Annotated in this window: 28 protein-coding genes and 2 tRNA genes; 17 read left to right on the top strand and 13 right to left on the bottom strand. The window is 35.0% G+C overall.

Going from position 1 to position 26,354, the window contains the following annotated elements; all coding sequences use genetic code 11:
- Nucleotides 1–162 precede the first annotated feature (162 nt).
- The 6 genes from IPI15_RS03010 to IPI15_RS03030 form a co-directional block, all read right to left on the bottom strand.
- Nucleotides 163–939, bottom strand: coding sequence for a TraB/GumN family protein (locus IPI15_RS03010; protein ID WP_287400640.1), 777 nt, complete (start codon nt 937–939; stop codon nt 163–165).
- A gap of 2 nt (nt 940–941) precedes the next feature.
- Nucleotides 942–1,430 (bottom strand): Lrp/AsnC family transcriptional regulator, encoded by a 489-nt coding sequence (locus IPI15_RS03015; protein ID WP_287400641.1) that lies wholly within the window; start codon nt 1,428–1,430, stop codon nt 942–944.
- A 60-nt stretch (nt 1,431–1,490) separates the two neighbouring features.
- The gene (locus IPI15_RS03020) at nt 1,491–2,909 is read right to left on the bottom strand and encodes a Glu/Leu/Phe/Val family dehydrogenase (protein WP_287400642.1); all 1,419 of its coding nucleotides are present in this window, start codon (nt 2,907–2,909) and stop codon (nt 1,491–1,493) included.
- Entirely contained in the window at nt 2,902–3,093 is a 192-nt protein-coding gene (locus IPI15_RS19750; RefSeq protein WP_353738725.1) for a CcmD family protein, read from the bottom strand. Before IPI15_RS19750 ends, IPI15_RS03020 begins: the two co-directional genes overlap by 8 nt.
- Before the next feature lie 102 nt (nt 3,094–3,195).
- Nucleotides 3,196–4,239, bottom strand: coding sequence for a cytochrome c biogenesis protein CcsA (gene ccsA / locus IPI15_RS03025; protein WP_287419144.1), 1,044 nt, complete (start codon nt 4,237–4,239; stop codon nt 3,196–3,198).
- A gap of 55 nt (nt 4,240–4,294) precedes the next feature.
- On the bottom strand, nt 4,295–4,945 hold the full coding sequence (locus IPI15_RS03030) for a heme exporter protein CcmB (RefSeq protein WP_287400644.1): 651 nt from the start codon (nt 4,943–4,945) through the stop codon (nt 4,295–4,297).
- Nucleotides 4,946–5,068: 123 nt separating this feature from the next.
- On the opposite strand from IPI15_RS03030, the gene IPI15_RS03035 reads away from it, so the two are divergent.
- Nucleotides 5,069–6,328: an N-acetylmuramoyl-L-alanine amidase family protein gene (locus IPI15_RS03035; protein ID WP_287419146.1), complete on the top strand. Its 1,260-nt coding sequence runs from the start codon at nt 5,069–5,071 to the stop codon at nt 6,326–6,328.
- Nucleotides 6,329–6,334: 6 nt separating this feature from the next.
- On the opposite strand, the gene IPI15_RS03040 is transcribed toward IPI15_RS03035, so the two are convergent.
- Nucleotides 6,335–7,552, bottom strand: a complete 1,218-nt coding sequence (locus IPI15_RS03040; RefSeq protein ID WP_287419148.1) for an alpha/beta hydrolase fold domain-containing protein — start codon at nt 7,550–7,552, stop codon at nt 6,335–6,337.
- Between the two features lie 170 nt (nt 7,553–7,722).
- On the opposite strand from IPI15_RS03040, the gene IPI15_RS03045 reads away from it, so the two are divergent.
- The 4 genes from IPI15_RS03045 to IPI15_RS03060 all read left to right on the top strand — a co-directional run bounded on the left by IPI15_RS03045 (nt 7,723) and on the right by IPI15_RS03060 (nt 11,754).
- Nucleotides 7,723–7,959 carry a hypothetical protein gene (locus IPI15_RS03045; RefSeq protein WP_287400647.1) on the top strand — a complete coding sequence of 79 codons (237 nt, stop codon included), beginning with the start codon at nt 7,723–7,725 and terminating at the stop codon, nt 7,957–7,959.
- Nucleotides 7,960–8,084: 125 nt separating this feature from the next.
- On the top strand, nt 8,085–8,750 hold the full coding sequence (locus IPI15_RS03050; protein ID WP_287400648.1) for a cell division ATP-binding protein FtsE: 666 nt from the start codon (nt 8,085–8,087) through the stop codon (nt 8,748–8,750).
- A gap of 27 nt (nt 8,751–8,777) precedes the next feature.
- Nucleotides 8,778–11,480 carry a WG repeat-containing protein gene (locus tag IPI15_RS03055; RefSeq protein ID WP_287419149.1) on the top strand — a complete coding sequence of 901 codons (2,703 nt, stop codon included), beginning with the start codon at nt 8,778–8,780 and terminating at the stop codon, nt 11,478–11,480.
- Between the two features lie 37 nt (nt 11,481–11,517).
- Entirely contained in the window at nt 11,518–11,754 is a 237-nt protein-coding gene (locus tag IPI15_RS03060) for a hypothetical protein (protein WP_287400650.1), read from the top strand.
- On the opposite strand, the gene fmt is transcribed toward IPI15_RS03060, so the two are convergent.
- A complete protein-coding gene (fmt, locus tag IPI15_RS03065; protein WP_287419151.1) occupies nt 11,751–12,692 on the bottom strand; it encodes a methionyl-tRNA formyltransferase in 942 nt (313 codons plus the stop codon). The genes IPI15_RS03060 and fmt overlap by 4 nt on opposite strands.
- A gap of 289 nt (nt 12,693–12,981) precedes the next feature.
- Here fmt and IPI15_RS03070 point away from each other — a divergent pair, with 289 nt between their 5' ends.
- Nucleotides 12,982–13,407, top strand: coding sequence for a phosphatase PAP2 family protein (locus IPI15_RS03070; RefSeq protein WP_287400652.1), 426 nt, complete (start codon nt 12,982–12,984; stop codon nt 13,405–13,407).
- 359 nt (nt 13,408–13,766) lie between these two features.
- Here the strand turns inward: IPI15_RS03070 and IPI15_RS03075 are convergent, their stop codons facing one another.
- Nucleotides 13,767–14,774, bottom strand: coding sequence for a DUF3089 domain-containing protein (locus IPI15_RS03075; protein ID WP_287419152.1), 1,008 nt, complete (start codon nt 14,772–14,774; stop codon nt 13,767–13,769).
- A gap of 7 nt (nt 14,775–14,781) precedes the next feature.
- Nucleotides 14,782–15,258 (bottom strand): acyl-CoA thioesterase, encoded by a 477-nt coding sequence (locus tag IPI15_RS03080; RefSeq protein WP_287400654.1) that lies wholly within the window; start codon nt 15,256–15,258, stop codon nt 14,782–14,784.
- 206 nt (nt 15,259–15,464) lie between these two features.
- Here IPI15_RS03080 and IPI15_RS03085 point away from each other — a divergent pair, with 206 nt between their 5' ends.
- Both IPI15_RS03085 and prmA read left to right on the top strand, forming a co-directional pair.
- Nucleotides 15,465–16,349: a bifunctional 5,10-methylenetetrahydrofolate dehydrogenase/5,10-methenyltetrahydrofolate cyclohydrolase gene (locus IPI15_RS03085; RefSeq protein ID WP_287419153.1), complete on the top strand. Its 885-nt coding sequence runs from the start codon at nt 15,465–15,467 to the stop codon at nt 16,347–16,349.
- Nucleotides 16,339–17,178 carry a 50S ribosomal protein L11 methyltransferase gene (gene prmA / locus IPI15_RS03090; RefSeq protein ID WP_287400656.1) on the top strand — a complete coding sequence of 280 codons (840 nt, stop codon included), beginning with the start codon at nt 16,339–16,341 and terminating at the stop codon, nt 17,176–17,178. The genes IPI15_RS03085 and prmA overlap by 11 nt, the downstream gene beginning before the upstream one ends.
- 200 nt (nt 17,179–17,378) lie before the next feature.
- Here the strand turns inward: prmA and IPI15_RS03095 are convergent, their stop codons facing one another.
- The 3 genes from IPI15_RS03095 to IPI15_RS03105 all read right to left on the bottom strand — a co-directional run bounded on the left by IPI15_RS03095 (nt 17,379) and on the right by IPI15_RS03105 (nt 19,684).
- Nucleotides 17,379–18,107 (bottom strand): acyl-CoA desaturase, encoded by a 729-nt coding sequence (locus IPI15_RS03095; RefSeq protein WP_287400657.1) that lies wholly within the window; start codon nt 18,105–18,107, stop codon nt 17,379–17,381.
- Nucleotides 18,108–18,304: 197 nt separating this feature from the next.
- Nucleotides 18,305–19,261, bottom strand: a complete 957-nt coding sequence (locus tag IPI15_RS03100) for an endonuclease/exonuclease/phosphatase family protein (protein ID WP_287400658.1) — start codon at nt 19,259–19,261, stop codon at nt 18,305–18,307.
- Between the two features lie 3 nt (nt 19,262–19,264).
- On the bottom strand, nt 19,265–19,684 hold the full coding sequence (locus tag IPI15_RS03105) for a nucleoside-diphosphate kinase (protein ID WP_287400659.1): 420 nt from the start codon (nt 19,682–19,684) through the stop codon (nt 19,265–19,267).
- A gap of 243 nt (nt 19,685–19,927) precedes the next feature.
- Between IPI15_RS03105 and IPI15_RS03110 the strand changes: the two genes are divergently transcribed.
- The 9 genes from IPI15_RS03110 (at nt 19,928) to IPI15_RS03150 (ending at nt 26,132) form a co-directional block, all read left to right on the top strand.
- Nucleotides 19,928–20,938 (top strand): DHH family phosphoesterase, encoded by a 1,011-nt coding sequence (locus IPI15_RS03110; protein ID WP_287419155.1) that lies wholly within the window; start codon nt 19,928–19,930, stop codon nt 20,936–20,938.
- 20 nt (nt 20,939–20,958) lie between these two features.
- Nucleotides 20,959–21,804: an FKBP-type peptidyl-prolyl cis-trans isomerase gene (locus IPI15_RS03115; protein WP_287419157.1), complete on the top strand. Its 846-nt coding sequence runs from the start codon at nt 20,959–20,961 to the stop codon at nt 21,802–21,804.
- Between the two features lie 71 nt (nt 21,805–21,875).
- Nucleotides 21,876–22,748, top strand: coding sequence for an FKBP-type peptidyl-prolyl cis-trans isomerase (locus tag IPI15_RS03120; RefSeq protein ID WP_287419159.1), 873 nt, complete (start codon nt 21,876–21,878; stop codon nt 22,746–22,748).
- A 98-nt stretch (nt 22,749–22,846) separates the two neighbouring features.
- Nucleotides 22,847–23,948 (top strand): peptide chain release factor 2 gene (gene prfB, locus IPI15_RS03125; protein WP_287419161.1). Its coding sequence is split into 2 segments (ribosomal slippage): nt 22,847–22,906 and nt 22,908–23,948, totalling 1,101 coding nucleotides; the frame shifts between segments, so codons are not numbered across the junction.
- A 76-nt stretch (nt 23,949–24,024) separates the two neighbouring features.
- Nucleotides 24,025–24,100: transfer RNA gene (locus tag IPI15_RS03130), tRNA-Gly, on the top strand.
- 19 nt (nt 24,101–24,119) lie between these two features.
- Nucleotides 24,120–24,202, top strand: a tRNA-Leu gene (locus IPI15_RS03135).
- 235 nt (nt 24,203–24,437) lie between these two features.
- Nucleotides 24,438–24,791 carry a hypothetical protein gene (locus tag IPI15_RS03140; protein ID WP_287419163.1) on the top strand — a complete coding sequence of 118 codons (354 nt, stop codon included), beginning with the start codon at nt 24,438–24,440 and terminating at the stop codon, nt 24,789–24,791.
- Between the two features lie 254 nt (nt 24,792–25,045).
- Nucleotides 25,046–25,531: a hypothetical protein gene (locus IPI15_RS03145; RefSeq protein WP_287419164.1), complete on the top strand. Its 486-nt coding sequence runs from the start codon at nt 25,046–25,048 to the stop codon at nt 25,529–25,531.
- Nucleotides 25,473–26,132, top strand: a complete 660-nt coding sequence (locus IPI15_RS03150) for a DUF6688 domain-containing protein (RefSeq protein WP_502711640.1) — start codon at nt 25,473–25,475, stop codon at nt 26,130–26,132. The genes IPI15_RS03145 and IPI15_RS03150 overlap by 59 nt, the downstream gene beginning before the upstream one ends.
- Nucleotides 26,133–26,354 lie beyond the last annotated feature (222 nt).

A 26,354-nucleotide genomic window follows, 5' to 3' on the forward strand; every position in this document is an offset into this window, starting at 1 on the left:
GTATAATAGTTGACACGTATTACAGGGCCGAATGTCCAACATAGGTTTCCTGCTGAGAAGATGATGTCGCCTCATGGCTCAAAGAACGCTGGAGACTATTCTCGATGAAATTTTTATTCAAGTTGCCAGATGTAGCGACTAATACTATAGGTGATCAATATTTTATTTAACTTTTTCAACAAAAATTCCCTGTTTTTTGAGTAGAGTAGTGATTCCTGTCGAACCGCTCAAGTGACCGGCTCCGACTGAAAAAAAGTTCTTATCATTTTGTTTGATTATTTCCAAAATTCTGGAAGTCATGATCTTATTCCTCTTATCTATTAATATTGAAGAATTGCCTTTGGTATTTTTTTTTGCTTCTTTTTGCAGTTTTCGGGCCTTTCCTTTTAAATAGTATTTGAATACTTTATCCATTGACCTGCCAAATTTACTTGGATGGTGAAGCATTTCAATTATTTGCTTTTCTATATCCTTACTTTTCAGGCTCTTCATGATCTGCATCTGCTCCTCAAAAGTTTCAAGTCCTCCCAGTGTCAATTTGTTTTCAATAGCCTTTTTTAATAATTCTTCATCAATTGATCCTGCTATTAGTTTTTCATTAAACAAGCCCGTAGTTAATTCATTTAACATCGAAAATATAGGCAACTCTGACAAGTGATTTACATCCAAACCGAATTTGTTTTGAAATGCATTACGTTTCTTATTCAGTAGTGATTTAATCTTATGAGAGGCTTTGGGCTGATTGTTTAATACCTCGCTTACAATAATAGGGTCAACGCTATTAAGGTCCATCTCCCCATAATAATGGCTGGACTTACTTATAAGGTCGTAAGCTTTGTTCAGAATAGGTTCGAAACCAGTATGATTTAAATGAAAAGTGCCCATCAAATAACTGATTGAATTATTTGATGGGCAGACAATTTTATAAAAAATAGCCATAATTAATCATAATCAAATGGTAAAAGCTTAGAATCTTTTACAGTGGACAACGTCATCAATGTCTTAAGCCTTTCTATTTCTTCTATTTGACTTAGCGTTTTAAACAAAATATGTTCATAGGAAGGAATATCCTTGCAAACTATTTTCATTAGGAAATCAGCTTCACCGGTAATGATATAACATTCAGTTATTTCTGAGATACTTTTGATTTTTAGTAGAAATTTATCAAGTGCATTTTCTCTCTGCCAAGCCAATGATACCAGAACAAATGTTTTGACATTTAAACCTAATGACAATGTATCAATGGCAGCATGGTAGCTTGCGATGACGCCTGTCGATTCAAGTTTTTTTACCCTTTCCAGCGTTGGAGCCGGAGAAAGTCCTATTTTTTTAGAAAGATCAAGGTTAGTAATCTTACTATTCTCTTGCAGGATTTTCAAGATCTTTAGATCTATTTTATCTAACTTATTATCAGAATGATTATGAATCATAAAAGATTATTTTGTAAAATATTAAATATAATAATTGCTGAAAAGGGGAAATTCTTTCTGTTAAGGGAATATTCCCATTGCCATATAGTCACTGCTTATCTTATTCAAGGCGCATATAAATGCTGCAGTTCTAAGATCTTCTACTCCTTTCTTGCGTTTCCAGGTTTCTCGTATCTGGTTGTATGAATTTATCATGGTTTCTTCAAGCCCGGATCTTACTAAATCCACTTCTTCAGCACCTTTAGTGAGGAAATCTCTTTCCTGTGCCCCTATTTTTTTACCTGTCATATTCTCGATAGTCGTAACGAGATTATTATAAGTATTGTGATCAAATCGTTTCTCCATTCTACCAAAACGCATGTGTGAAAGGTTTTTAAGCCATTCAAAGTAAGAAACAGTAACCCCTCCTGCATTTAAGTACATATCAGGGATAATGATCACACCCATCTTCAATAATATTGCTTCGCCATCAGCTGAGATAGGTCCGTTAGCCGCTTCGGCAATTATCTTGGCCTTAATTCTTTCAGCGTTGTCAGAAGTGATTTGATTTTCCAAGGCCGCAGGGACTAAGATATCACACTCTAATTCCAAAGCTGCATCACGGGAAGGAAGTATTTTAGTTCCTGGAAAATTGAGTATCGAACCTGTTTCTTTTCTATGTTTGAGAAGTTCAGCGATGTCGATTCCTTTTTCATTGTGTATTGCACCTTCAAATTCAGATACAGCGATGATCACCATATCTCCTTCATTCTGAGATATTTTGCCGGTGAAAGAACCAACATTTCCTAGACCTTGTAATACAATTGTTTTACCTGCTGTACCTGGAGTAATGCCCCATTTTTTGCAATCTTCTTTATTGTTGAGTAATTCTCTCATTCCGTAGAAAACTCCACGTCCAGTAGCTTCTTCTCTACCTCTGATACCATTTTGAGTGACAGGCTTACCTGTGACACATGCTACTCCATCTATTTCTCCGTGCTTCATAGTAGTATAAGTATCTACTATCCAGGCCATTTCTCTTGCACCTGTTCCATAATCAGGCGCTGGCACATCAATACCAGGGCCAATAAAGTTTTTACGGATTAATTCAGCTGTATATCTTCTTGTTATTTTCTCAAGTTGTTTTACTGTATATGCTTTTGGGTTAATTCTAACACCACCTTTCGCTCCGCCAAACGGAACATCTACAATAGCACATTTATATGTCATCAAAGCTGCTAGGGCCATTACTTCATCCTGATTGACATGCTCACTATAACGGATACCTCCTTTAGTTGGTAATCTGTGCTGACTATGCTGAACACGATATGCTTCTATCACTTGATATTCATTTCCTACTTTCACAGGGAATCTCATTTGATACACAGCATTACAAGCCTTGATCTGGTCTAATAGACCTTTAGGTAAGCCTGTGAAAGTTGCGGCTTTATCAAAGTTTTTGTTCACACTTTCAAAAAAACTTGCTCTTTTATTACTCATTTGAATTAATTTTTCTCTCTAACGATTTTATTTTTTTGTCCAGATTAAATAAATAAAGGAAAAACCCTACAAGTACTATAGCAATGACAATGATAACGACATAAATTTTGCCATTATCGTAAAGCGAGGTATTACTCGCTGATAGAAGCGCAATCAAATGATTCACGGGAGAAAATAACAGCATAGTAAATTCTTAGGTTTAAATTATTCCTTACTGAAGTGATAAAGGTATAGTATATTTTTCATTTGACAGAACTTTATTTTGCAATTAATCTGTTTATGCAATTTATTGTTTCATTTTGTCGTCTAACTGCTTGATTCTATAGTAAATATTACTTAGCCAGAATCCTAAAAGTGTGAATGCAATTATTCCAGGATAGAATACCATCCTCATTGTCGAGTCAAGATCTTCTCCACCCAAAGCCGGATTGCCACCATTGCCGGGATGCAAGCTGTCATAGAGTCTTGGTATGACAAAAATGAGTGGAATCATGGCTACATATGCAAATATGGTAAACACGCCTGACACTCTTGCTTGTATTTTTTCATCTTTGAATGACTTCCACAAAATAAAATAAGCCGCATATATCAATAATGCTATTGCGGTCATATTTTGCTTAATGTCACCACTCCAATATTGACCCCATGCAAAACGTGCCCAAACTGCTCCCGTGATTATACCCATGATGCCATAAAAGAAACCAACTCTATTGTAAGCATATACTTTTAATTCATCCTCACGGCTTCCTGTGCGTAATGATCTGATTGCAAAAAATACTGAGGTACTAAATAAGATGATCATTGCAAACCAAAAAGGCACATGGTAATAAAGATTTCTAATCGTTTCTTCCAGAATTAAACGAAAAGGAAATCCTTTTGCCTCAGCCATTGGTAGATTACTTATTCTATCAACTGACCAAAGCACCTCACCGGCCGTCATATTTATTGAATCTTGAGTGATTATAATTGAAGAAGGCCTTGCAAATCCGCCATCCTTTTTATTTGCAATGACAAGACTTGCATCTATGATCTTTTGTCCAATAGGTAAAAAGGCAGGAATATTAAATGAAATTACCGCTTCATTACTGCTTAAAGCCTTGAATTTTGAGCATTTTATAGAATAAAGACTGTCAATAGACAAGAAGGCAGTATTTGATTCGGAATCGAGATGTGTGTTGTAGGTGTTGACATGAACGTCGATTGTAGTATCTATCGTTGTCTTATTGGGGTCTACTTCCATAATTCCTGCATTCAGAGGGCGAAGCATACCGGCAATAAACGTATAAAATATCAATAAAACTGTAAGAATCTTGACCCAGTTTTTTTCCATTGTAAGTCTATATTTTAAATACAAAGTTAGAAAATGTAACGATATCCAAAATGGTTTATTCTCGCCAAACAAATGGAAATAGTACAAATGAGAGCGCCAATAAGATTACGTCTATGCTCACAAGAATCAATATATCCGTCGTATAGGCAGTATCATTGATCAGCGCTAATGAATTCGCTGATAATTTAAGTAATTCTAATAACACCGGAATCACGCATGGAAATCCTAATATCGCAGTCAACATATGGCTATTGCCTGACTTTGCACCTAAAGCTGAAATAAAAGTAAATATTGAAGAGAATCCAATACTTGCCAATAGCAACGTTAAAGCAAAAAGAGGGAAATCTCGTACAGGATTACCTGCGATGAATGCAAAAACTATAAAAGTAAGTGTCCCGAGAATCATCAGAAGGATTATATTGTATATTACTTTAGCTCCAAAAATATACACAGGATGAGCGAGTTGATAGTAATAAAGTCCTTTGTTGCTATTCTCCTGATCAAAACTTTTGGTCAAAGCATTTACTGAGACAAATAAAAAAACTATCCAGAAAAGTACATTCCAGTTATTAGCTTGTATATTGATAAATGAACTATATATAATATAAACAGTGGCAAATACATAGAGAATTACTGAGCTAATTGAATGGGCATTTCTGAGCTCTGATGTTAGGTCTTTTTTGACGAGTATAAATATCTTATTCACTGTTTTTGATTCATGTTAGAAGATCAAATCTATGATAAATTTCAAAGGGAAAATTAAATTATTCCTTGGATAATCAATACATTATATTATATTATAATATATTTGTGCTTTGAAGCTAAAGATTTGAGTTTAAAATTGTACAGGATATTTTCAGTTTTGATGTGTCTGATGACTATCTGTGATGTCTATGGGCAAACTTATGCAACCACAAAACTAGCAAAAGGAGAGGGGGCTCTGGCATTGTTAAGAAGATTTGATCTAGAAAAGTACTCTTGTAATATCTCTGAATTCTACAGAATCAATCAACTAAAAACCGGAGACCCATTAAATCTCAATAAGGAATATAAGCTACCTATTAAGATATATAAGTATGATAACAGGTCTATAAGGACTACAATTAAAATATTTGACCTGGTTAAGGCAATCGAGGTTGAAAATTATAATAAATGGCTTATGACCAGTAAAATCAAAGTAAATTATTTTTTGAATGATAAATTGCTTTGGATTCCGCATCATATCTACAATTGTGGTAATGAAAAGCAAAATTTACCTCCGCAGGTCCTGATCAACAAAGATGACAAACCGGCAGCTCCTGTTAAACCTCCAATATCCAATAAATCAGAAGATGAAGATGTAGAGCCAATCACTACTCAGGGAAAATTCACCTCTATCCCTTTGTTTGGATCCAATTATCAAAATGTGGAAATGTTTGACGAAAGGTTAAAGGGGAAAGTATTTTATATTAAAAGTGGCCATGGAGGACCTGATCCCGGGGCTATGGTCAAGATAGATGACAACATTTGTTGTGAGGATGAATATGCATATGATGTTGCGTTAAGGTTGGGCCGAAAAATCATCCAACATGGTGGTATTGTACACTTCATTGTCTATGACCCGAACGATGGGATTCGTGACGATGACTTTTTATTGTGCGACAAAGATGATCTTCACGCCGGCAAGCTCCCTATTCCGCTTAATCAAATTAAAAGACTAAGGACAAGGGTAGAGATTATTAATAATCTATACTATAAATACAAAGTAAAAGGAATTAAGGACCAACGGTTTATAAGCATTCATGTGGATTCAAGATCTCAGGGTCTGGAGCTGGACGCGCACTTTTATTATGCTGAAGGCTCAAAAAAAGGGTTAGAAATGGCCACAAATACCCAAGCAGTATTTGAAAAGAAGTATGAAGAACAAGGAAATAGAAAATATACAGGTACCGTCAAAAGCCGTGATCTTTATGTAGTTAAATATTCTGCACCGCCTGCCTTATTCGTTGAATTAGGGAATATTCAGAATGTTAATGATCAGAAACGCTTTTTGAAATCGGAAAACAGACAATCCCTTGCTGATTGGTTGTACGAAGGATTTACAAAATAATCGATTTTATTTTACAATTGTAAATGGAATTGATCTGTATCCACTTTGGCCGATGATCGGCACCAGAAAATAATTTCCAGAAGCTAATTCAGAGGCTGTTAAAGTTAAATAATCACTCTTGACTGTTTTTCTAAAGACCAATTCTCCCATGGTATTTAATACCCAAACTTCATCTATCATAGATTTAAACTCAAAGTTAACGTGATTTGAAGCAGGATTAGGATACATTCTTGTAACTATATCTACTTTTTCAACTGATTTATTCGAAGCTGAAGTACCACACAACCTTGGATAATATAAATTTGTGCTATTCAAAAGAAATTGAGTCAGATAAGGAATAAATTTAGGTTCAGTATATATATCAGTATGAAGGCCACCAGGAGCAAGAGTAAGGGTGTTTGGAATTCCTTTCTCCTGAGCTTCTTTATGAATGGTTCTTGAGCCATATAAGTAAATCAGACCAAAAACAGAATTAGAATCAACAGGCACTACATCATCCATATCCCCATGGTAGCTCATAAGCATTGGATCATCTGAAGAAAGTAATCCTTTTGAAATTAAAGCTCCTGACATATTAATGGTGGCAAAAATATCATCTTCTATATGTGTTTTATTCTCTGCATCCCCGGTATTTCCTTTAAAGCCGCCATTTGCCATGACAAGTGTTCTGATGTTGGGTTCAAGGTTATCGTTTGTATCAAGATAAGTGGCATGCAAAGCAGTAATAGCGCCGGCTGAAAGTCCCCCTACGAAAATTTTAGTAGTATCTACCTTATAGGAGTTTGCGTTCGCAGCATCAGATTTGAAAAATCTATATGCACCTTTCATATCTGAAACAGCTTTAAAAGCAGCCGCAGTAAAAGCTGATTGCGTTGGAAAAGCAGCCAGCAATCTATATTGAATGGAAGCAACTACAAATCCTCTTTTAACAAAATACTCACAGAATGGCAACATATCAGATTTGTTTCCTGCAATGAAGGAACCTCCGTGAGCCAGAATTACTAAAGGCCTTTTACTTACATTATCATTTTTTGGTTGATATATGTCGACAAATAGATCCGAATTTTCAGGAATTGTTGTCGCATATTTGACTGTTTCCATGTCGTAATTATCGAAGACTTCGTATGCGTATCTAAAACCGTTGCAGCCTTCAGCGTATGTCTGGGCATTTAAAACGGTGCATAAAAGAATTGAAAATGCAAAGAATGATGTAAATAATTTCATCAGATTTTATTTTTCGTAAAGTTAGCTAAATAATATTTACAGAAAAATGAGTTTTTATATTAAGAATAAACATAATATGTATATCTTTGTCTATTAGCGATCTCAATTTATTGAAATAGCATTATTATTTCTGAAGCAATTCAGATTTTATTCATTATTAAGTTATACCCATGAAAGATCTTTTGCCGGCAATACTACTTATTATTTGCGGTTTGTCCGGCTTATCATTAGTCCTTAAAAAGGACAAATCAGCTGAGGATGAGTTTTTAAGGAAGCAAGAATCATCCGGCTACATCTACATTCGCGCCCAGAAGGATATCGACGGTTATGCATCATCAAGAACACGTATTCTTGGTAAGGAAGATATAATAATCTCTGGAGATTCAATCTACAGAAGCCAACAATGATACTTGGACGTCAAGATGTTCAATGTGTTATATATTAAAAATAATCTTTTATTTACATATATAATATATGCAAATTTGTTTACATTTGAGTTTTATTAAAATGAAGCTAAGAAATCTTAAATAATATGACAGGGTCATTGCTTGCGTTTGATGAAGCAGACATTTATCAAAATCGCTTTTTAATCTTAAATAATGTTAAACTACAGATTAACCCTGGAGAATTTTGTTATTTAATAGGTAAGACTGGTTCCGGAAAATCGAGCTTTCTTAAAACCATATATGGAGAACTTCCATTGAAAAATGGAAAAGGAGAGGTTGTTGGCTATAATTTGTCAACTCTGAAAACCAAACAAATTCCTTACTTAAGAAGAAAAATGGGCATGATTTTTCAGGATTTTAATCTACTTGCAGACAGAAACGTGGAAGAAAATCTACTTTTTGTGCTCAAAGCCACTGCCTGGAAAGATAAAAACCTTATGAAGAAAAGAATTGAAGATGTTCTTGCTTCAGTTAATTTACCTTTTATTGCTCATAAAAGAATTCATGAATTATCCGGTGGTGAACAACAGAGAGTAGCAATTGCAAGAGCTTTGCTCAACCATCCTGAATTAATCATTGCTGATGAACCTACTGGAAATTTGGACCCTGATACCTCAGACGAAATTGTGAAGTTACTTCAAGCATTGTGTGCTTCAGGTACAGCTGTGTTATTCGCAACTCATGATTATAGAATTATAGAACAATTTCCTGGTCGCATCATTAGATGTACCGGAGGAGCGTTAGTAGAATAAACCCCATCAAAATTAATTATTAGGCAGGTGATCAAAAATCAAAACTACAGAATAGTACAACTTGGAGTTGGTAAATATACCAAGGTCTATTGCATGGAGTTGGATACCGACAAGAAAGTGGCAGTCAAAGTTTTGAAACCTGAATATGAACGAAACAAATTCTTTCAGGACCAACTCATTAAGGAAGCACGTATTGGTATGCAAATTAAGCATGCTAGTGTCAGAAAAGTCCTTGACATAGTTCATAACGATGAAGACAACACCTATCAGATTATGATGGAATATCTGGAAGGTTATAATATGCAAGAGTATATCCAGAATTTTGGTAGCATCCCGGAGAAACAAGTGACAGAATGGCTTAAATCTATTATTCCTGCACTTATTGAGACGCATAGAAAGGGCATTGTTCATGGATTGTTGAAACCGGGAAATTTGATCATAGACCCAAAGGGCAAATTAAAGATATGTGATTTTAAGGGAGCTTATTTTGAAAGCGAACTTTTCCCTGAAAACGTTGATGCGGATGATATTTTGTTTCTAAGTCCTGAGCAAATACAACATATCGGCCCTATTTCTCAGTCATCAGATATCTATACTTTAGGAGTTACTATTTATACGCTTTTATCAGGGAGAGACCCTTATGATGCTAAAAATGCTGATGTCGATGAAATAAGACTTAGAATTCTCAATGAGCCATTGCCATTTGTAGAAAAAGCTTCCTTAAAACTAAATAGCATCATACAAGCGGCTACTGCCAAAAATCCGAAAGAAAGATTTCCTTTATTGGAAAGTATGCTCGAAGAATTGGATGGAGGTGAATTTAGAAAGAAAGATCAATTGACAGAAGATGATCTCTTTTCAGTTGACAAAGAGGCTCTGATGACGAACATTGAAGATTTATCAATATCGGGCAAGGTTGATGATCCCAAAACGGATAATATTGCACCTAAGAAAATAAAACCTTTTCCAACTGCGAGGCCTATTAACGCTTTAATCAAGGAAGATGATCAAACTGATAAAATAAGTGAAGGTGCTAACCTAATATCTGATCCTGGACAACCCTCGCTGGAATTAAATGAAACTTCAGATTTAAAAAATTCCGATAATATTAAGGTAGACAAAATTGAGGATGAAACTCCTTCAGTTTCTACTGTCATTCTTACAGAAAAAGATGAGAGCAAAAGTGGTGTGATTTCTCTGGAAGATAGGGCTCAAGCTGTATGGGATAGGTTAGGTGTAACTAAATCAGATACCGAACCTACCGTGTCAAAAGTGCCTGTGGTTAAGACAACAAACATAAGAATCGAAAAGAATGATAAAAAAATAGTTTCAGATAGCCCAACAAGAAGTGATCTTAACCCTGTAATTGAAAAGCCCGAGCCGTTCATTTTAATAGAAAAGCAAGACGGTGATAAAGAAATTAATAACGGGGATAAATCAAAAGATATTGGTGACAAAATCGAACCCGTTCATAAGCCAGAACTAATTGAAGATAAGGTAAGTTCTGCAACTGAAAACAAGCCAGTTGAAAAGAATGCTCTTCCAGCTTCAGATTTGCTACAAGATAAAGCTAACAAAATAGTGGTTCGTCCTATTCCAATCTCAAATAAACCAAAAGAAAAGGAATTTGCAATAGAAGGGGATAATATTGAACAGGATCAAACAATTGGCAAAAAGAATAAGTGGTTTCTACCATCATTATTAGTGATAGGTTTTCTTGTTGGTGGATATTTTCTTTACGATGCTTTAATCAAATCTCAGAAAAATGATATTGTAATAACTCAGATTGATACGCCTACAATTGAAAAAGCCGAAATAAATGAAAATCTTGCTCAAGAAATAAATTCAATTGAGGTAGCAACAGCTGATTCTCTCATATCTGCTGATTCTACTTTGAATCTAGAAGATCTTGAAAAAGCCAAGCTTGCTAAAATTAAAGAACTTGAAGCATTAAAGAAAAAAAGGCAGGAAGAGAAAGAAAAAGAAGCTGCTAATGCTGTTGATCTAAGTAAGATTGAAATCCTAAGTCCATACATTGGACTTATAGCTCCATATAGGTATAAAAATCTTATTGGATTTATTTCAAAAGAAGGTAAAATTATAGTTAAGCCAAAGTACAATGATATCCTTAATTTTAATAACGGATTAGCTCCTGTTAATGAAAATGGTAAATGGGGATTTGTAAATACATCCGGTGAAGAGGTCATCAAACCTAAGTACAATGAGATCTTCGGTTTTTCTAAGGGATTAGCCGGAGTTAAGAAGGATGGAAAATGGGGCTTTATTGGTAGTACCGGCAATACTGTAGTCCCTTTTAATTATGATGTAGTGACAGATTTTGCTGATGGATTGGCCGGAGTCCGAAAAAATGGTAAATGGGGATTTGTAAATAAAAAAGGTGTAGAGGCAATTGCCTGTCAATTTGATAATGCCTGGTCATTTAAAGACGGATTAGCGGGAGTGGAAAAAAATAATAAATGGGGCTTTATCAACAAGAGTGGTGTAAGTGTTATTGATCTAAAATATGGTCAAGTAAATAATTTTATTGAAGGCTTTGCCTGCGTTGAAAAAAATGGAAAATATGGTTTTATCAACAAAGAAGGTGTAGAAGTGATCTCTTGTGAGTATGAAGCAGCTAAACCATTTAAAAATGGAACAGCAAGAGTTTTTTACCAAGGCAAATGGATATATATAAATAAGTCCGGAAAATGTGTGAGGGATTGTAACTAATTCTGCTTTGTATACGTTATACAAGAAATATTTTAAAATGAAGAAATTTACAATTAGAACTGCCTCTATTTCAGTGATTGCTTTGTATATATTTACCGTTTCATTTAGTCTATTGAGAAGCAATAATCTTAATGTTCCAAATGAAAATATGATTATTACTTATGTAGAACCTAATAATGCAGAAAAAGTCCCAACTAACTTTGAGTATTTTGCGGAGGCAATAAATAAAATATTCAGAACCATTGCTGTAGTCGATAAAGCAGTTAGAGGTTAAGAGTCTGACAGGTTGTTCATTTGTAATTTTTTCAACTTTTGACCATATCCATTTAGAAACTCCTTAATCAACATCCTTTTTTTACCTTCCATCTGCACGTCCTCAAGGTTGACAGCGCCATTAGCGCAACTCATTCTCAAGAAGGTTTTATAATCAGATTCCCATTGTGCATTATTTACGTGTTCAAAACTTTCAGTGCATCTAAATACTTTCATTTTTAATCCATCGAAAGTAAACCATGCTGTAGGATATGGGTCCAATCCTCTGCAAAGATTTACAATTTGAATGGCATTTTTATTAAAGTCTATCTCAGTATTTTCCTTATTTAGTTTTGGAGCATGGCTGACCAGGTTTTCATTTTGTTTTATACCTTCTAAAGGACCATTTAAAAGATTTACAGTTATTTTGCTTAGCTCATTGGCACCAATATGCTTCAGTTTATCGTAGAGGCTTCCAAAGTTATCTTCTTCAGATATTTCAACTTCTTTTTGATGGATTACTTTTCCAGTATCAATTTTTTTATCGAGAAAGAAAATGGTAATTCCAGTCACCTTCTCACCATTTATAATTGCCCAATTAATAGGGGCTGCGCCGCGATAAGCAGGTAGGAGGGACCCATGAAGATTAATAGTACCCAACTTTGGAATCTCCCAGAGTATGGCAGGCATCATCCTGAATGCTACAACTATAAATAAATCTGCATTAAGCTTATTTATTTTTTTTAGAAAAATTGGGCTCTTGAGATTTTTGGGTTGGTATATTTTTAGATTCGTCCCTGAAGCGTATTTGTATATTTCAGAGCTGATCATTTCTTTTAAACCTCTTCCACCAGGTTTGTCAGGGGTAGTTACTACTCCGACTATATCTACTCCGTCTTTGATTAATTGATCTAGTGATGCTACAGCGAAATCTGTGGTGCCAAAGAATATTACTTTCATGCAGGTACTTACTTCTAAATTTTATTATGCTTCAAAGTTACTTGAAATCCATACTTCAAAGTTGAATTTCTTTACATTTACCAGTCAATTAGGATAAATTATACCAATGTTAATCGTTTTATTAACTTTTATATCAAATTTACAATCTATAGATTCTGAGATTTTATTTTGGATTCATAGAAACTTACATTCTTCGATAGGGAATGCCATTATCCCTTATTTAAGAATCCCTATTTTCTGGCTTCCATTATATATTTTAATACTAGGAATTTTTATAAAAAAATGGAAGTTGAAGTTCTGGATTCCTTTGTTAATAATTGGTTTTACAGTAGGTCTATGTGACTATACAAGTGTCCATTTATTTAAAAAGCAAATTGAACGCCCTCGACCATGTTATATGTATGAAAATGATCCAAGACTCGACCTGTTAATTCCTTGTGGAGGCAAGTACGGTTTTATATCTACACATGCTGCAAATCATATGGCCATAGCAGTTTTTTTATTTTATTTACTTGGAAGAAAAGCACCTCGTTTGAAATGGTTATGGATATTATGGGCGCTCTCTATAGGTTTTGCTCAGGTATATGTAGGTGTTCATTATCCTCTAGATGTTCTATGTGGCTTTCTCTATGGAGGCCTTATAGGTTATATTTCTATCAGATTATTTATAAAATTCTTTCCATCATTTTTTACAAATGAAAGAGCCTTCTACTGAAATAAATATACTAAAGTTTCGGCGGTATAAATATATTCTAAAAGCCATGTTTTTACTCAATCTAAGGTGGAAATTAGAAATTAGAAGTCAGAAGCTTGACCGACAAAGTGCAACGACGGCGGGCTTGCCCGACAAAGAGCAAGGAAGGCGGGCTTGCCCGACAAAGTGCAATGACGGCGGGGAAACTTCGATGGTTGAGCTCAGCAAATGAACCCATTTAAATAAATCGAATAAAATCTAAAATTTAATTAACTATTTAGCAATCAATACCTTAGATCATTATATGTTTTAATAGCTATATATTTATACTATTGATTATCAATGGTATAATCAACTCCGAAACTTAAGTAAATATATTTTTAATTCGAGCTTGAGTTATTTTGATTTAGGTAGTTATCAACTCTTAATTTGGCGTTTTCCTGGACATCTTTATAAAAAAGGTTAAAATCTCCTATATGGTAATTTTTCCTTTGAAGTAAAATCTTTCCTTTTATATCCGGTTTTTTTATCCATAAAATATTGCCATGTAGCTCAGCTCTCATGATTTTGGGATATATTCCTTTGTCGAAATCGAAAAGAACTGAACCTTTATGATCTTTCTTATTTGAGAATCCCGATGATTGATCCCATGTAATAGGATTCGTCGAAATCATTTTTTCTTCTGATGCGACGTGATCTGGTTCATATTTATCTAAATATGTTCTCCATGAACAAATACAACCGGTTTGCCCTGGACTAAGACAAGGTGGCGTGTTTAAATATGATGCCGGCACTGGCATTCCTACTACATAAGCAACCACCAATTGTTTTGCTAATTTAGTGTTTTCAATATGTTCTTTTATCAAACGCATAGAATGTGTAGAGCCTTGACTGTGAGAGGCTATTATAAATGGCCTGCCCTTATTATAGTGATTTATATAATATTCAAATGCGTCCACTACATCAGCATAAGCAAAGTCGAAAGCTTGCTGACTTCTAATTTTATCTTCATCAAAATATGCAGCATAATTCGCTTGACGGTATCTGGGTGCATATATTTTACCAACTTGATTGAAGATAGATGCCTGATTTTTTATAGACCGTTCATCCGTATCTTGATTAACTTCTTTGTCATCTATGGCGGCATTCCATATCATAATGTCACTCTTGTTCGAGAAAGAAGTGGGATATAGAAAAAAAACATCCACCTGACTATCAGGCTGTTTATCTGTAGTATAATTGCCAGGGACCAAATCTGCATTATCTATTTTGTCCGGTAGAGCTGCCCAGTTATCAGGATTGCTGTAATCAATCTTGATATCTTGCCCTATCAATAACAGAGGTATGCAAAGAATGAAAATAAAAATTACTGCTTTATTTTGGACCATCTATAGACTAAATTTTGTTGTATTGAAGATTTTTGACACGATCATCAAAACTTGGTTCAGTAACAGGCAAATATAATTCATTAAGCATTTTTGCAATATCAGGTGGATGAGATACACTCTTATTTGCTCTCATATCTATATATACTGCGATCATCCATAATACTGCTTTCAACTCTCCACTTTTCTTATCTTTCATCTGCATCTCTACATGAATTGATTTGTCTGTAACTTTGATCACTTGACTGGTGATGAGTACTACTTCTGTGTAGAATACAGGTCTTAGATAAGTGATCTTGTTCTGAAACATCACCCAAATTTGACCTGTCGCTTTTGAATGTGCATAGATATCAAAATTAGCAAACTTTATTAATTGATCTTCTCTTGCATTAAGAAAGTAATCCAGGTATCTCATATTGTTCAAATGCCCAAGTGGGTCACAGTCTGAGAATCTTATCAAAGCATCAGAATAAAAGATTTTTTCCATTTTATATATTTAAGGTGTTTTAACACGAATAATTGCGCTTTGTTCAATTGGTCAATTTTATCTTGGGAGTTTTGTTTTAATAAAATATAAAACTATATTTTATTAATCAGCACTAATTAGAGATCAAAAGATTCAAAATTTGTCTGACACTTAAAATGATTTATATTTGACTTTTTATTTTTATTTAGTAAAACTTACGAGTTATTATGGCAGTAATGGATGTTAGATCTATCAGCAAGGAGATTAAAGGTGAAATTAAAAGAGAGGTTGATGAAATATTGCTTTCTGGCAAAAGACCGCCTCATCTCGTTGCTATCATGGTTGGTGATAACCCTGCGAGTAAAGCGTATGTTAAGAATAAAGTAAAAACTTGCGATGAATTGGGTATAAAATCCACTTTGCTTCATTTTGAGTCTGACATTAGTCAAGAAGCGCTCAAAGAAGTGATTGCAAATTTAAATAGCGATAAGTCTGTCGATGGTTTTATATTACAGTTACCCATTCCCGCCCATTTAAATAGCCAAGATCTATTATTGGAAATTGATCCAATGAAAGACGTCGATGGATTTCATCCTATGAATTTTGGAAAAATGGCATTAGGTCTACCTTCTTTTTTGCCTGCCACTCCATATGGGATAATTTTACTAATAGAGAGGCTTAATTTGGAAACTTCCGGAAAGAAAGTTGCAGTGCTGGGTCGAAGTGACATAGTAGGTACGCCTATGTCCTTGCTTCTTTCCAGAAAGGCGCCTTATGGCAATTGCACTGTTACATTACTCCACAGTCGCAGTAAAAACATCAGGAATGAATTGCTGGGTTCTGATATTATTGTAGCCGCTATTGGGATTCCGAAATTTGTAACAGCGGATATGGTTAAAACAGGTGCAGTGATTTTTGATGTTGGCATAAATAGGGTAGAGGATGAGCATTCAAAATCTGGCAGTCGACTTGTTGGTGATGTAGATACTGATCAAGTTAAAGATATAGCCTCCTGGATAACCCCTGTGCCCGGAGGAATTGGATTGATGACAATAGTGGCACTTATGAAAAATACTTTAAGGGCTTATAATATGGAGTTATATGGAAAATAGCGGCAGATGGCTTGAGGCCAGATTCGTTTTGAATGAGATGGAGAGTGATGTTCTGGTAGCTTTATTATCAGAATTGCCTTTTAATAGTTTCATGGAAGATGGAACAGAACTTTTGGCATACATCGAAAGAAGTTTGCTTGATACTACTGTTATTCACGATCTAAAAGATATTTCAGAATCATACAATGTGAGCTATACAATAATAAGCCTGCCCGATAAAGATTGGAACAAGGAATGGGAATCTAATTTTGATCCTGTATTTGTGGAAAATATCTGCACGATCATTGCACCATTTCACGAAAATACGAAGATATTAGGCCAAAGGATTGTACTATCTCCTAAAATGGCTTTTGGCACCGGTCATCATTATACGACGCATGGAATGATCGTCCAAATGAATAACCTCGATATGAAGCATAAAAAGGTTCTTGATTTTGGAAGTGGGACGGGTTTGTTAGCTATTTTTGCCTCCATAAAAGGTGCAAGCGACATCCTGGCAATAGATATAGAACCTCCTTCTTATGACAATATGATTGAGAACTTTGAATTGAACAACATTTCAAATGCCAAACCTGCACTTGGTGGCAAGGAAATGATCCCGGTAGATATGGTCTTTGATGTTATCCTGGCCAATATTACTGCAAACGTAATTTTAGATAGTCTATTTGAGCTGGCCAGGAGTTTGAAAAGTGGTGGAACAATACTTTTCTCTGGTTTCTTTGAATCAAATCTTGATGATATAAGTCATGCATCAGCTGAGTTAGGTTTGACTTATTTGCAGCATACTGTAAATGGAGGTTGGGTTGTAGCTAGATTTTTTAAAAAATAAAAAAAAAGCCGGTCCAAAATGAACCGGCTAAACTAACACTTTACTACCCCAAAAAAATAAATACTCAGGATTGAACCTGGAGTATATTCCTTTTCTGTTCTTAATATTTAAGACGCTAAAACATGCTTAGGTCACATTTTTATCATTATATTTTAATAAATTATAAATAGAATGATAGTTAGGCATTAAATAGCAGCCAATTATTTTTTACGAATTTTTATAACTCTTATACGATCTAGCGCTAGCATCATGTAGTATGTAGGATCAATCTCGTACCACTTACTTGCGAACTTAGGGCTATTAGGGAACTTATGATGATTGTTTTGGAATAATTCTCCCAACATTAGAAATCCCCAAGGTGTTGTGTTTTTTGATTTGTCACCATTGTCATAGTTGCTATATCCATATTTATGACCACACCAATTGACCAAAGCGCCGTGCATCGGTCCCATCAGATAATGGATTGGAAGCAGGAGAAATAACCATGGACTAGTAGCGTACCCAACATAAATTGCCGTGTATATGATGCCAAATCCAATTCTTGTCTTCCAGTCGTCACCTATTCGATCTACAAGCGCCCAAGTAGGATAGTTGCCTTTAAATTCTGCTTCAGGCTCTTTAAGTCTATTAACGAAATCAGCATAAATGCTTTTTGTTTTCCACATCATAGAGAACACATCGTGAAAGAAATGGGGTGAATGTGGGTCTTTTTCTGTATCACTATATGCATGATGCATCCTATGCATGATGGCATATGCTCTTGGATTTAGAAAAGATGCTCCTTGTGAAATAAATGTAAATAGATAGAAGAATTTTTCCCAAAAAGGTGTCATCTTAAACATCTTATGGGATGAATATCGATGTAAAAAAAAGGTTTGAGTAAATAGGGATAAAAACCAATGTGCTAAAAAGAAATATAATATGATCATGAAAAATATATTATCCGTTATTTGAAAGATTTCGCAAAGATGCATAAATTATATAAAAAGAAATCACTCTATTAATACATTATTGTCCTTAAAGTTTAGATGTTTTAAAATATTAACAAATAAATTTTTTAAATCACTTATTTGAATTTCTTAGAGTAATGAAAAGGTAAATGGCAGTGTTAGAATATTCCCTGAAGCTATTTATTTTCCTGAAGTTGGAAGAATGCCTCTATGCCATATTCATCGTTATCGGCTCTGCTTATATTGAAGTTGGTGCATTCTAATGCTGGTTTATAAAAAATATGAGTAACCGGTTTGCCGAAGATTCCACCTGAATTCTTATCCATGCTGGGAATATAGCCACTTCTGCTATCGATCAAGTCGCCCTTATCTTTAAAAGATTGGATCTCAGGTGACCATGGTACTATATTGAAAACACCGGCCACTATTACTGGTTCGTCCAAGTCTTTTATGCTTTGTGCGATTAAATTTAACTCATCCTGATTAATTTTTTTCGATAAGTTATTAATTGGTGGTGGGAAATATGCCGTCAAAATGATAAACCTTTGATTGTTTTTAAAGACCTCCAATCGCAGAATTGGAATTTCCTCACAATACAAAGTATCTTGTTTTAGAATAGGATATCTACTGTAGACATTAAGACCATAAACATCGATCCTTGGAATACTGATTTTGAATGGGTAACTAGTATTCAGATTATCTTCAATAAGCGACTTCCAGTTTGGTGTATATTCCTGAAATACCAGCAAATCAAAATTTTTCTTTGCTATATTCCGGATTACTTTTGAAGGATCAGAATCTATTGAGGAGAGGTTAATCAGTGAAATTTTAAATTTTTCAGAGGAATTGACTGCTGCATATTTAATTCTGGAATTAGTGGATTCCTTTAGGAAAAAAGCGAAGATTGCAGCACTGATCATTGTGATAATCATCAATCTAGTCTGATCGACTATTAGAAAGAACATTCCAAACGCAAGATAAATCATCATGGATTGATTTGCCAAATCAGCACTGCGTTGTATAAAAGGAAGATTAGGGGTAAATACCGTAATAATTACCCCTAATAAGATAAATATAAGAAGCACATTTTCAACTATCTTTCTTTTAAAGAAGCTTTTAATGGCCTTATTCATATATTAATATTCTTCTGTTCCTGCGAAATGAAATGCGCTTTCCAAAGCAGCATTTTCGTCTGAGTCAGAACCATGTACTGCATTTTCTCCTACGCTTCTAGCGAATAATGCTCTGATAGTGCCAGCTTCAGCTTGAGCAGGATTAGTTGCGCCGATCAGTTTTCTAAAATCTTCTACAGCATTTTCTTTTTCAAGAATGGCAGCTACTATTGCCCCAGAAGACATAAAGTCTACAAGTTCACCATAAAAAGGTCTTTCTTTATGTACTTCATAAAATTTCCCTGCAGTGCTTTGTGAAAGTCTCGTTAATTTCATCGCAACGATCCTGAAACCAGCCTGATTAATGTGTGATAAGATCGCTCCAATATGTCCATCCTGCACAGCATCAGGTTTGATCATTGTGAATGTTCGGTTGTTCGCCATTTTTAATAAGTTATTTTAAATTAGTTTGTATTATCCCACAAAAGTATATAAAAATTTATTTTAGGCAGAAAAGCTTTCGTTTTTCATTCATTTTTATTTTTTTATATATAGAAAAAAAGCGACTTTTGCGGCGGCTTAGCAAATTGGGAGCTTAAAAAGATAGGGAATATTAATTTTCATAACAGATTTTAAACAATTTATCCCTTTGTATCGTCTTACTTCCTTTGCTAATCATAGATTTTTATGAAAGAAATACAAGATCTAATCAATTGTCTCAATGTTCCAAAGAACATAGTGATAACTTCGCACAGAAATCCTGATGGTGATGCTATTGGGTCTTGCTTAGCCTTAAAAACTGTTTTGGACGCCCACCTTCATGTTGTTAATGTTGTCGTCCCATCGGATTTTCCTGATGATCTCTCATGGCTGCATGGCTCTGGTGAAATTTATGTGTATGATAGAGAGCAGGATAAAAGCTTAGAACTTATTAAATCTGCAGAAGTTATTTTTTGTCTTGATTACAATTCACTAGAGCGCGTGGATAAGATCGGAGAGGCAATTCGAGTGTCGGATGCCACTAAGGTTATGATAGATCATCACCTTTATCCGGATGGGTTTGCTGATATCCTGATTTCTGAACCTGAGATAAGTTCTACTTGTGAACTTTTGTATGAGGTTTTTAAGGGGGCCGGCTGGTTGAGCGCTATTACTATTCATGGACTTGAGGCATTGTTGGTGGGCATGATCACTGATACAGGATCTTTTAAATACAGCATAAGCCCGAATACATTCAAAAATGCGGGTGAGATCATTTCCCAAGGAGGTGATATCGCACATGTTCAGGACATGCTTTATAATCATATGCCTGAGAAATCATTACGATTACTTGGTCATTGCTTGTCAAACAGAATGAACATATATCCTGATAGAAAGGCAGGATTGATCTATTTGTCTAAAAAGGACTATATGGATTTCAATATTCAACGTGGTGATACTGAAGGTATTGTAAATTATCTTTTAAGACTTGATATTGTTAATATAGCTGGTTTTATTTCCGAGCAACCAAGTATAGTTAAGGTGTCACTTCGATCAAAAGGTGATTTTTCAGTTGAGAAAATGGCGAAAGAATATTTTAGAGGTGGAGGTCACAAGAATGCTTCAGGAGGTGCTTTATATAGTAGTTTGAAGACTGTCATCAGCACTTTTGAGGAAGCAACGGAAAAGTACAAAACAGAAATTATTAATTCATATTAAACATAATTTTAATCTATTCTATGAAAAATTTATCATTTTTTATATTGTTGCTTCTTTCAGTAAGCATCATTTCTTGCAAAAAAGATGAAAATGGCGGTGTATCCAAAAATGGTTATTCCTACACATTATTCAAAACAGGTGAAGGTGAAATAATCAAAACCAATGATCTTGTATTCTTTGATATGGTGATCATGCATAAAGATTCAGTGCTTCAGGATTCTAAATCAAGCCCACAGCAGCCGGAATTTTTAATGCCTCCAGATTCATTGATGACATCACCCAATCCTGTAGTTGATGCTTTGAAATTGATGAGAAAGGGCGATAGCATCGTAATTCGAGAGAGAATCGACACAATGCCTAAAGAGAATTTTCCTCCAAACATGAAAGAGTGGAAAGAGATAACTTATACCATTAAGGTGAAAAACGTCGTAGGTGAATCTGAGAAAAAGGTTGTTAGAGATATGGAACCTGCAGTTGAGAAGTTGATACAAAAAGATATTGCTGACTATAAAGCAGGTACTATTAAAGACCTCAAAACGACAGCAACAGGACTAAAATATGTTATGCATACTGAAGGTTCAGGGCCAACTACTCAAAAAGGTGAAACTGCGAAAGTGTACTATTATGGTGCAACAGTAGCTGATGCTAAAAAATTCGATGCATCTTACGCAAAAGGAACAGCATTCAGTTTTCCTGTAGGAGCTGGTAGAGTAATTCAAGGATGGGAAGAGGCATTATTACTAATGAAAAAAGGCGATAAAGCTACCTTCTTTATACCTGGCAATCTTGCTTATGGTAAACAAGGTATTCAGGATATGATTCCACCGGATGCTGAACTTGCTTTCTATATAGAGTCAATTAAATAAATTGAACTAATAATAAAAAAACCTTAAGCCCTTACTTCTGCAAGTAAGGGCTTATTTATAAAATCAATGTTATGAAAATTATAGATTATTTATTTGTATTGCTTTCCTTCTTTTTGATTTGTAATGGAATTGAAGCGCAAAGGAAAAATAAATCAAGTTCGAAAGCCAAAGTAGTCACTGGAATTACCAAAGGTGGCTACGACTATAAATTGTTCAAGAAGGGTAACGGTGATATGGTGACGAGTGGCGATATCGTCTATTTTGATATCATGATATTGCACAAAGATTCAATTTTACAGGACTCTAAATTAATACCTAATCAACCTGAACTTACTTTCCCTGTCGAGTCACTAATGGAAGTTCCTAATCCAGTTTTTGATGCAATCGGGTTGATGAGGCCTTTGGACAGTATCCTTATCTATGAAAAGATAGATACATTCAGTGATTTACCACCTACGATGTTGGGTTGGAAGACAATTACATATAGAATTGTTGTCAAAAATGTGATAACTGAAAAAGATAAAAATATCTTAAGAGGCAGAGAAGCAGGTATAGAGATTATGTTAAAGGAGCATATCGCCAACTATAAATTAAATAAGCTCCCAGAGTTAAAAAGAACTGCAAGTGGCTTATCTTATTTGACTCATTCAGAAGGTAAAGGGAGTCAAATAAAAGCTGGAGATGCAATAAAAATAAATTATTTGGGCCTAACAACAGCTGATAGTCTGAAATTTGATAGTTCTTACGAGCGAGGTGCCCCCTTTACAATTACCATTGGCACAGGACTAGTCATACCAGGTTGGGATGAAGCATTACTGCTTTTAAAAAGAGGCACCAAAGCTACACTATTCATCCCTGCAGATCTTGCTTATGGTGAGGAAGGTATTCCGGATTACATTCCAAGCAATGCAGAGTTGGCATTTTACATTGAAATAGCAGAATAAAACATTGTAAGTTTACAGCCTAGTCTTGAGATACTACATTCTAGTATCTAGAGTCTATTAACTAACACACATTTTTAACCATTAAACTTTAATCAGCAATGACTATCGAACAGCTTAAAGATCTGCAGGACAGATTGGCTTCCTTAAGGAGGTATCTTTGACGTCGATCAACGAATTCACGAAATAGAGGATAAGACCCAGGAATCTTTAGCAGGAAACTTCTGGGACGATCCAAAAAAGGCGGAAGCGACCTTAAAAGATCTCAAGACACACCAGACTTGGGTAGATAAGTTTAAAAACGGCTCACTTGCAGTAGATGAGGCTTCAGTCGCATTGGAACTATACCGGGAAGATGCAATGACCGATGGTGAAGTTGATGAAATGTATCAAATAGCCATGGGTCTTATCGACGAGATGGAGTTTAAAAGTACAATCACAAAACAGGAGGACGAACTTAATGCCATTCTCGAGATCAATGCAGGTGCCGGTGGTACAGAGGCTTGTGACTGGGCAGCTATGCTCATGCGGATGTATCTGATGTACGCAGAAAAAAATGGCTTTAAAGTTTCTGAGCTTAGCATCACCGAAGGTGATGTGGTTGGCATAAAATCAGTTGCGCTCGAAATAACCGGAGACCTTGCTTACGGCTTGCTCAAAGGTGAAAATGGCGTCCATAGATTGGTCCGTGTTAGCCCTTACAACTCTCAAGGCAAGCGAATGACCTCTTTTGCTTCTGTCTTCGTCCATCCAATGGTGGATGATAGAATAGAAATTACTTTAAATCCGGCAGATCTGGAATGGGATACATTCCGGGCGAGTGGGGCAGGAGGTCAGCACGTCAATAAGACGGAGTCTGCAGTGCGTGTGCGGCACCTTCCGACCGGTTTGGTCGCGGAATGCCAGCAAGAGCGCAGCCAGATCCAAAACAGGGAGAAGGCTCTTGTGTTGCTCAAATCTCGTATTTATGAGAAAGAATTGGCAAAACAGCAGGCTGAGAAAGATGCGGTAGAAGCAGGAAAGATGAAGAATGAATGGGGCAGTCAGATCAGGTCTTATGTATTAGATGATCGTAGAGTAAAGGATCACCGAACAGGATTTACCAATAATAATACGGATGCTGTGCTGAATGGGGACATCTCCGGATTCTTAAAAGAGTTCTTGCTATGGGATGGCAGCAACGTTTCAGGAAATAATGAATAATTTTTTTTCAAATAGTTTTGAAATTAAAAATAAAAATATACCTTTGCGACGCTTCTGAAGAAAAGCAACACCAAATGCGGGAATAGCTCAGTTGGTAGAGCACGACCTTGCCAAGGTCGGGGTCGCGAGTTCGAGTCTCGTTTCCCGCTCCATTATTTCTTATTTTTATTTACCCGGGTGGTGAAATGGTAGACACGCAAGACTTAAAATCTTGTGACTGCAAGGTCGTGCGGGTTCAAGTCCCGCTCCGGGTACCCATCTTCGCTCAGACTTCAGACTTACTTCCATCATTTTCCCTTTAATACTTAGGAGTACAGATTTAGCATAATGCAAATTTGAATGTGTAAGATCTTTGTGTCTTTTAATTTCTTGAAACTTTTAACATTGTTTTAAAAGTTCATTTTTGTAAATTATAAATAAATCCCTTAATTTTGTCATAATCATTGAATTCGAGAACTAATTAAGTTCAGTGTATTTAATAACATCATTATGAAGAAGAATATAATTATTGCATTATTGGTAATTGCATATCACATGCCAATATTCTCGCAAACACAAAGTCAATCTCCCAAGCAGTTTTATTTAAAAAGCCCTGATAAAGGAATGATGCGAGAGTACGATAGCAAAAATTACAAAATAATAATTCCAGAACTGCAAAACATGAATGATCAAGTGCTTGCGCATGAGCAGCCACTGGATTTGAAAAGTCTTGGAAAAAATCAATATCTCCCTGAAACAACCCAACCTTCCCCAGAAAAGATGCCATACTTAGATCCGCCCTCACATTTCACCATGCCAATTAAAGAGCCGGATCTTTTAAGGTTTTATATGCCTACGAAGTAGTTAAGAAAAATCGCTAAGTTGATTATGTTTCTTATTTCAAAGAATATTTAATTAGGATTTTCATATTCTTTCCCTATTTGAGGATGTCTTCAACTCACACCATATACTAAAATGTCTTCAAATCTTGGAGTACTTGATTTAACCAAATCTTGGATTTTGATATTTTTTTAGTACAGATCAATTATAAATGATAACTTTGTATTTCAAAGTACTTTTATTTTATTTGCTTTTCTTAAATCTTAAAACTTAATTGTATGTTGTTTTTGGTCTTATTAGCACTACTTATTGCTCTTCCTGCACTTCTTAGTGTCTTTGACTTTTTTATTTATATAATGACAGGAGATCACTTATTATCCCGCCCTTTAATTGTCTTAATAGAAGTTATCTCTTTTTTAATTTTGCCCGGGTTATATGTAATTGTACACGGTCCAAATGAATGTTGTGTAGATATGAGTGCATTATTTGCTCCGGAACATATGCTCTCGATATCAGTGATTATAGCATGTTGCGTGATTTCTTATTTTTATTCTAGTTACAGAAATGAAATAGCTTGTCCCATTGTAGAGATCATGGTCAATGCCTCTTTGGTTATAGGAATAATATTGAATATATTTATAGCGATTCAAGTAAATGATATATTGCTTGTCCTTGGGGGTATTTTACCAATATTTTCTGACTATTATGGTGCTTATAAAGAATCACAAGACTTTTATGACATTTGCGCAGGAAAGGGATTTTAAGACAGAAAATTTTATAATTAAGTTGGCTTGGGAAATATTAAATGCACATCCACTGATGAAATTTACAGTGATCTTGATCCTTTGTTTCCCTATCATTTTTATGCTCACAGTAATTTTATTACTATTTGGTCAAAAACCAGATTCCCTAATCAGAGCTTTTACTGAAACCTACAAACAAGGCTTTTCGCAATGGGATTACAAATGTGAAAATGTAGAATGTGGCGGACATTATTTATGTTCTGTTGCTGCCAATGGCCATACAGCATTGGTAAAGCCACAAAGGTGGGGTATTCGTCATGGGCATGACATTATTTGCAATAGACAACTTCTGATCTCCAATGCATTTGAAGACTTGCTCCAGGAAAACCTTCCTTTTCTTCATAAAAATATCAGAAAACAGTATGATAAGGTTGGCGATTTGATCATTAAGAAATATGATATATTTAATAACAAGTATTTTTCGGACTTTATCTATATTATAATGAAACCACTGGAATGGTTTTTTGTATTGACTTTATATACTTTCGACAAGAATCCTGAGAACAGAATTGCAAAGCAATATATAAGTGCATCAGACAGACAGGAGATGAATAAAAATTAAATTCTTCTTTTATTATGGAACATCAATTCTTGAAATACCTCCCTTTAATGAAAGTAATTAAGTATCTAACCTCCACTTGTTACCCACCTGTTATTGTTCCCCTCTTCCATTTTCATTGCTATATCTTCACTAAATAATTTGTAAGCGATCATTGTAGAGCAAATTATGCTTTGAACATAAATTGTACTTAAACAAATTAAACTGACGAATTAAACAAACAGA

The organism is Candidatus Brachybacter algidus (assembly GCF_016707225.1).
In the GTDB taxonomy this organism is placed as follows: Bacteria; Bacteroidota; Bacteroidia; order Chitinophagales; family Saprospiraceae; genus Parvibacillus; species Parvibacillus algidus.

Bases quoted from the DNA above. Each gene is read 5' to 3' on its own strand.
- IPI15_RS03010 (WP_287400640.1), bottom strand. From the start codon at position 939: ATGGCTATTTTTTATAAAATTGTCTGCCCATCAAATAATTCAATCAGT.
- IPI15_RS03015 (WP_287400641.1), bottom strand. From the start codon at position 1,430: ATGATTCATAATCATTCTGATAATAAGTTAGATAAAATAGATCTAAAG.
- IPI15_RS03020 (WP_287400642.1), bottom strand. From the start codon at position 2,909: ATGAGTAATAAAAGAGCAAGTTTTTTTGAAAGTGTGAACAAAAACTTT.
- IPI15_RS19750 (WP_353738725.1), bottom strand. From the start codon at position 3,093: ATGCTGTTATTTTCTCCCGTGAATCATTTGATTGCGCTTCTATCAGCG.
- ccsA (WP_287419144.1), bottom strand. From the start codon at position 4,239: ATGGAAAAAAACTGGGTCAAGATTCTTACAGTTTTATTGATATTTTAT.
- IPI15_RS03040 (WP_287419148.1), bottom strand. From the start codon at position 7,552: ATGAAATTATTTACATCATTCTTTGCATTTTCAATTCTTTTATGCACC.
- IPI15_RS03045 (WP_287400647.1), top strand. From the start codon at position 7,723: ATGAAAGATCTTTTGCCGGCAATACTACTTATTATTTGCGGTTTGTCC.
- IPI15_RS03050 (WP_287400648.1), top strand. From the start codon at position 8,085: ATGACAGGGTCATTGCTTGCGTTTGATGAAGCAGACATTTATCAAAAT.
- IPI15_RS03060 (WP_287400650.1), top strand. From the start codon at position 11,518: ATGAAGAAATTTACAATTAGAACTGCCTCTATTTCAGTGATTGCTTTG.
- fmt (WP_287419151.1), bottom strand. From the start codon at position 12,692: ATGAAAGTAATATTCTTTGGCACCACAGATTTCGCTGTAGCATCACTA.
- IPI15_RS03075 (WP_287419152.1), bottom strand. From the start codon at position 14,774: ATGGTCCAAAATAAAGCAGTAATTTTTATTTTCATTCTTTGCATACCT.
- IPI15_RS03080 (WP_287400654.1), bottom strand. From the start codon at position 15,258: ATGGAAAAAATCTTTTATTCTGATGCTTTGATAAGATTCTCAGACTGT.
- IPI15_RS03085 (WP_287419153.1), top strand. From the start codon at position 15,465: ATGGCAGTAATGGATGTTAGATCTATCAGCAAGGAGATTAAAGGTGAA.
- prmA (WP_287400656.1), top strand. From the start codon at position 16,339: ATGGAAAATAGCGGCAGATGGCTTGAGGCCAGATTCGTTTTGAATGAG.
- IPI15_RS03095 (WP_287400657.1), bottom strand. From the start codon at position 18,107: ATGATCATATTATATTTCTTTTTAGCACATTGGTTTTTATCCCTATTT.
- IPI15_RS03100 (WP_287400658.1), bottom strand. From the start codon at position 19,261: ATGAATAAGGCCATTAAAAGCTTCTTTAAAAGAAAGATAGTTGAAAAT.
- IPI15_RS03105 (WP_287400659.1), bottom strand. From the start codon at position 19,684: ATGGCGAACAACCGAACATTCACAATGATCAAACCTGATGCTGTGCAG.
- IPI15_RS03110 (WP_287419155.1), top strand. From the start codon at position 19,928: ATGAAAGAAATACAAGATCTAATCAATTGTCTCAATGTTCCAAAGAAC.
- IPI15_RS03115 (WP_287419157.1), top strand. From the start codon at position 20,959: ATGAAAAATTTATCATTTTTTATATTGTTGCTTCTTTCAGTAAGCATC.
- IPI15_RS03120 (WP_287419159.1), top strand. From the start codon at position 21,876: ATGAAAATTATAGATTATTTATTTGTATTGCTTTCCTTCTTTTTGATT.
- IPI15_RS03140 (WP_287419163.1), top strand. From the start codon at position 24,438: ATGAAGAAGAATATAATTATTGCATTATTGGTAATTGCATATCACATG.
- IPI15_RS03145 (WP_287419164.1), top strand. From the start codon at position 25,046: ATGTTGTTTTTGGTCTTATTAGCACTACTTATTGCTCTTCCTGCACTT.
- IPI15_RS03150 (WP_502711640.1), top strand. From the start codon at position 25,473: ATGGTGCTTATAAAGAATCACAAGACTTTTATGACATTTGCGCAGGAA.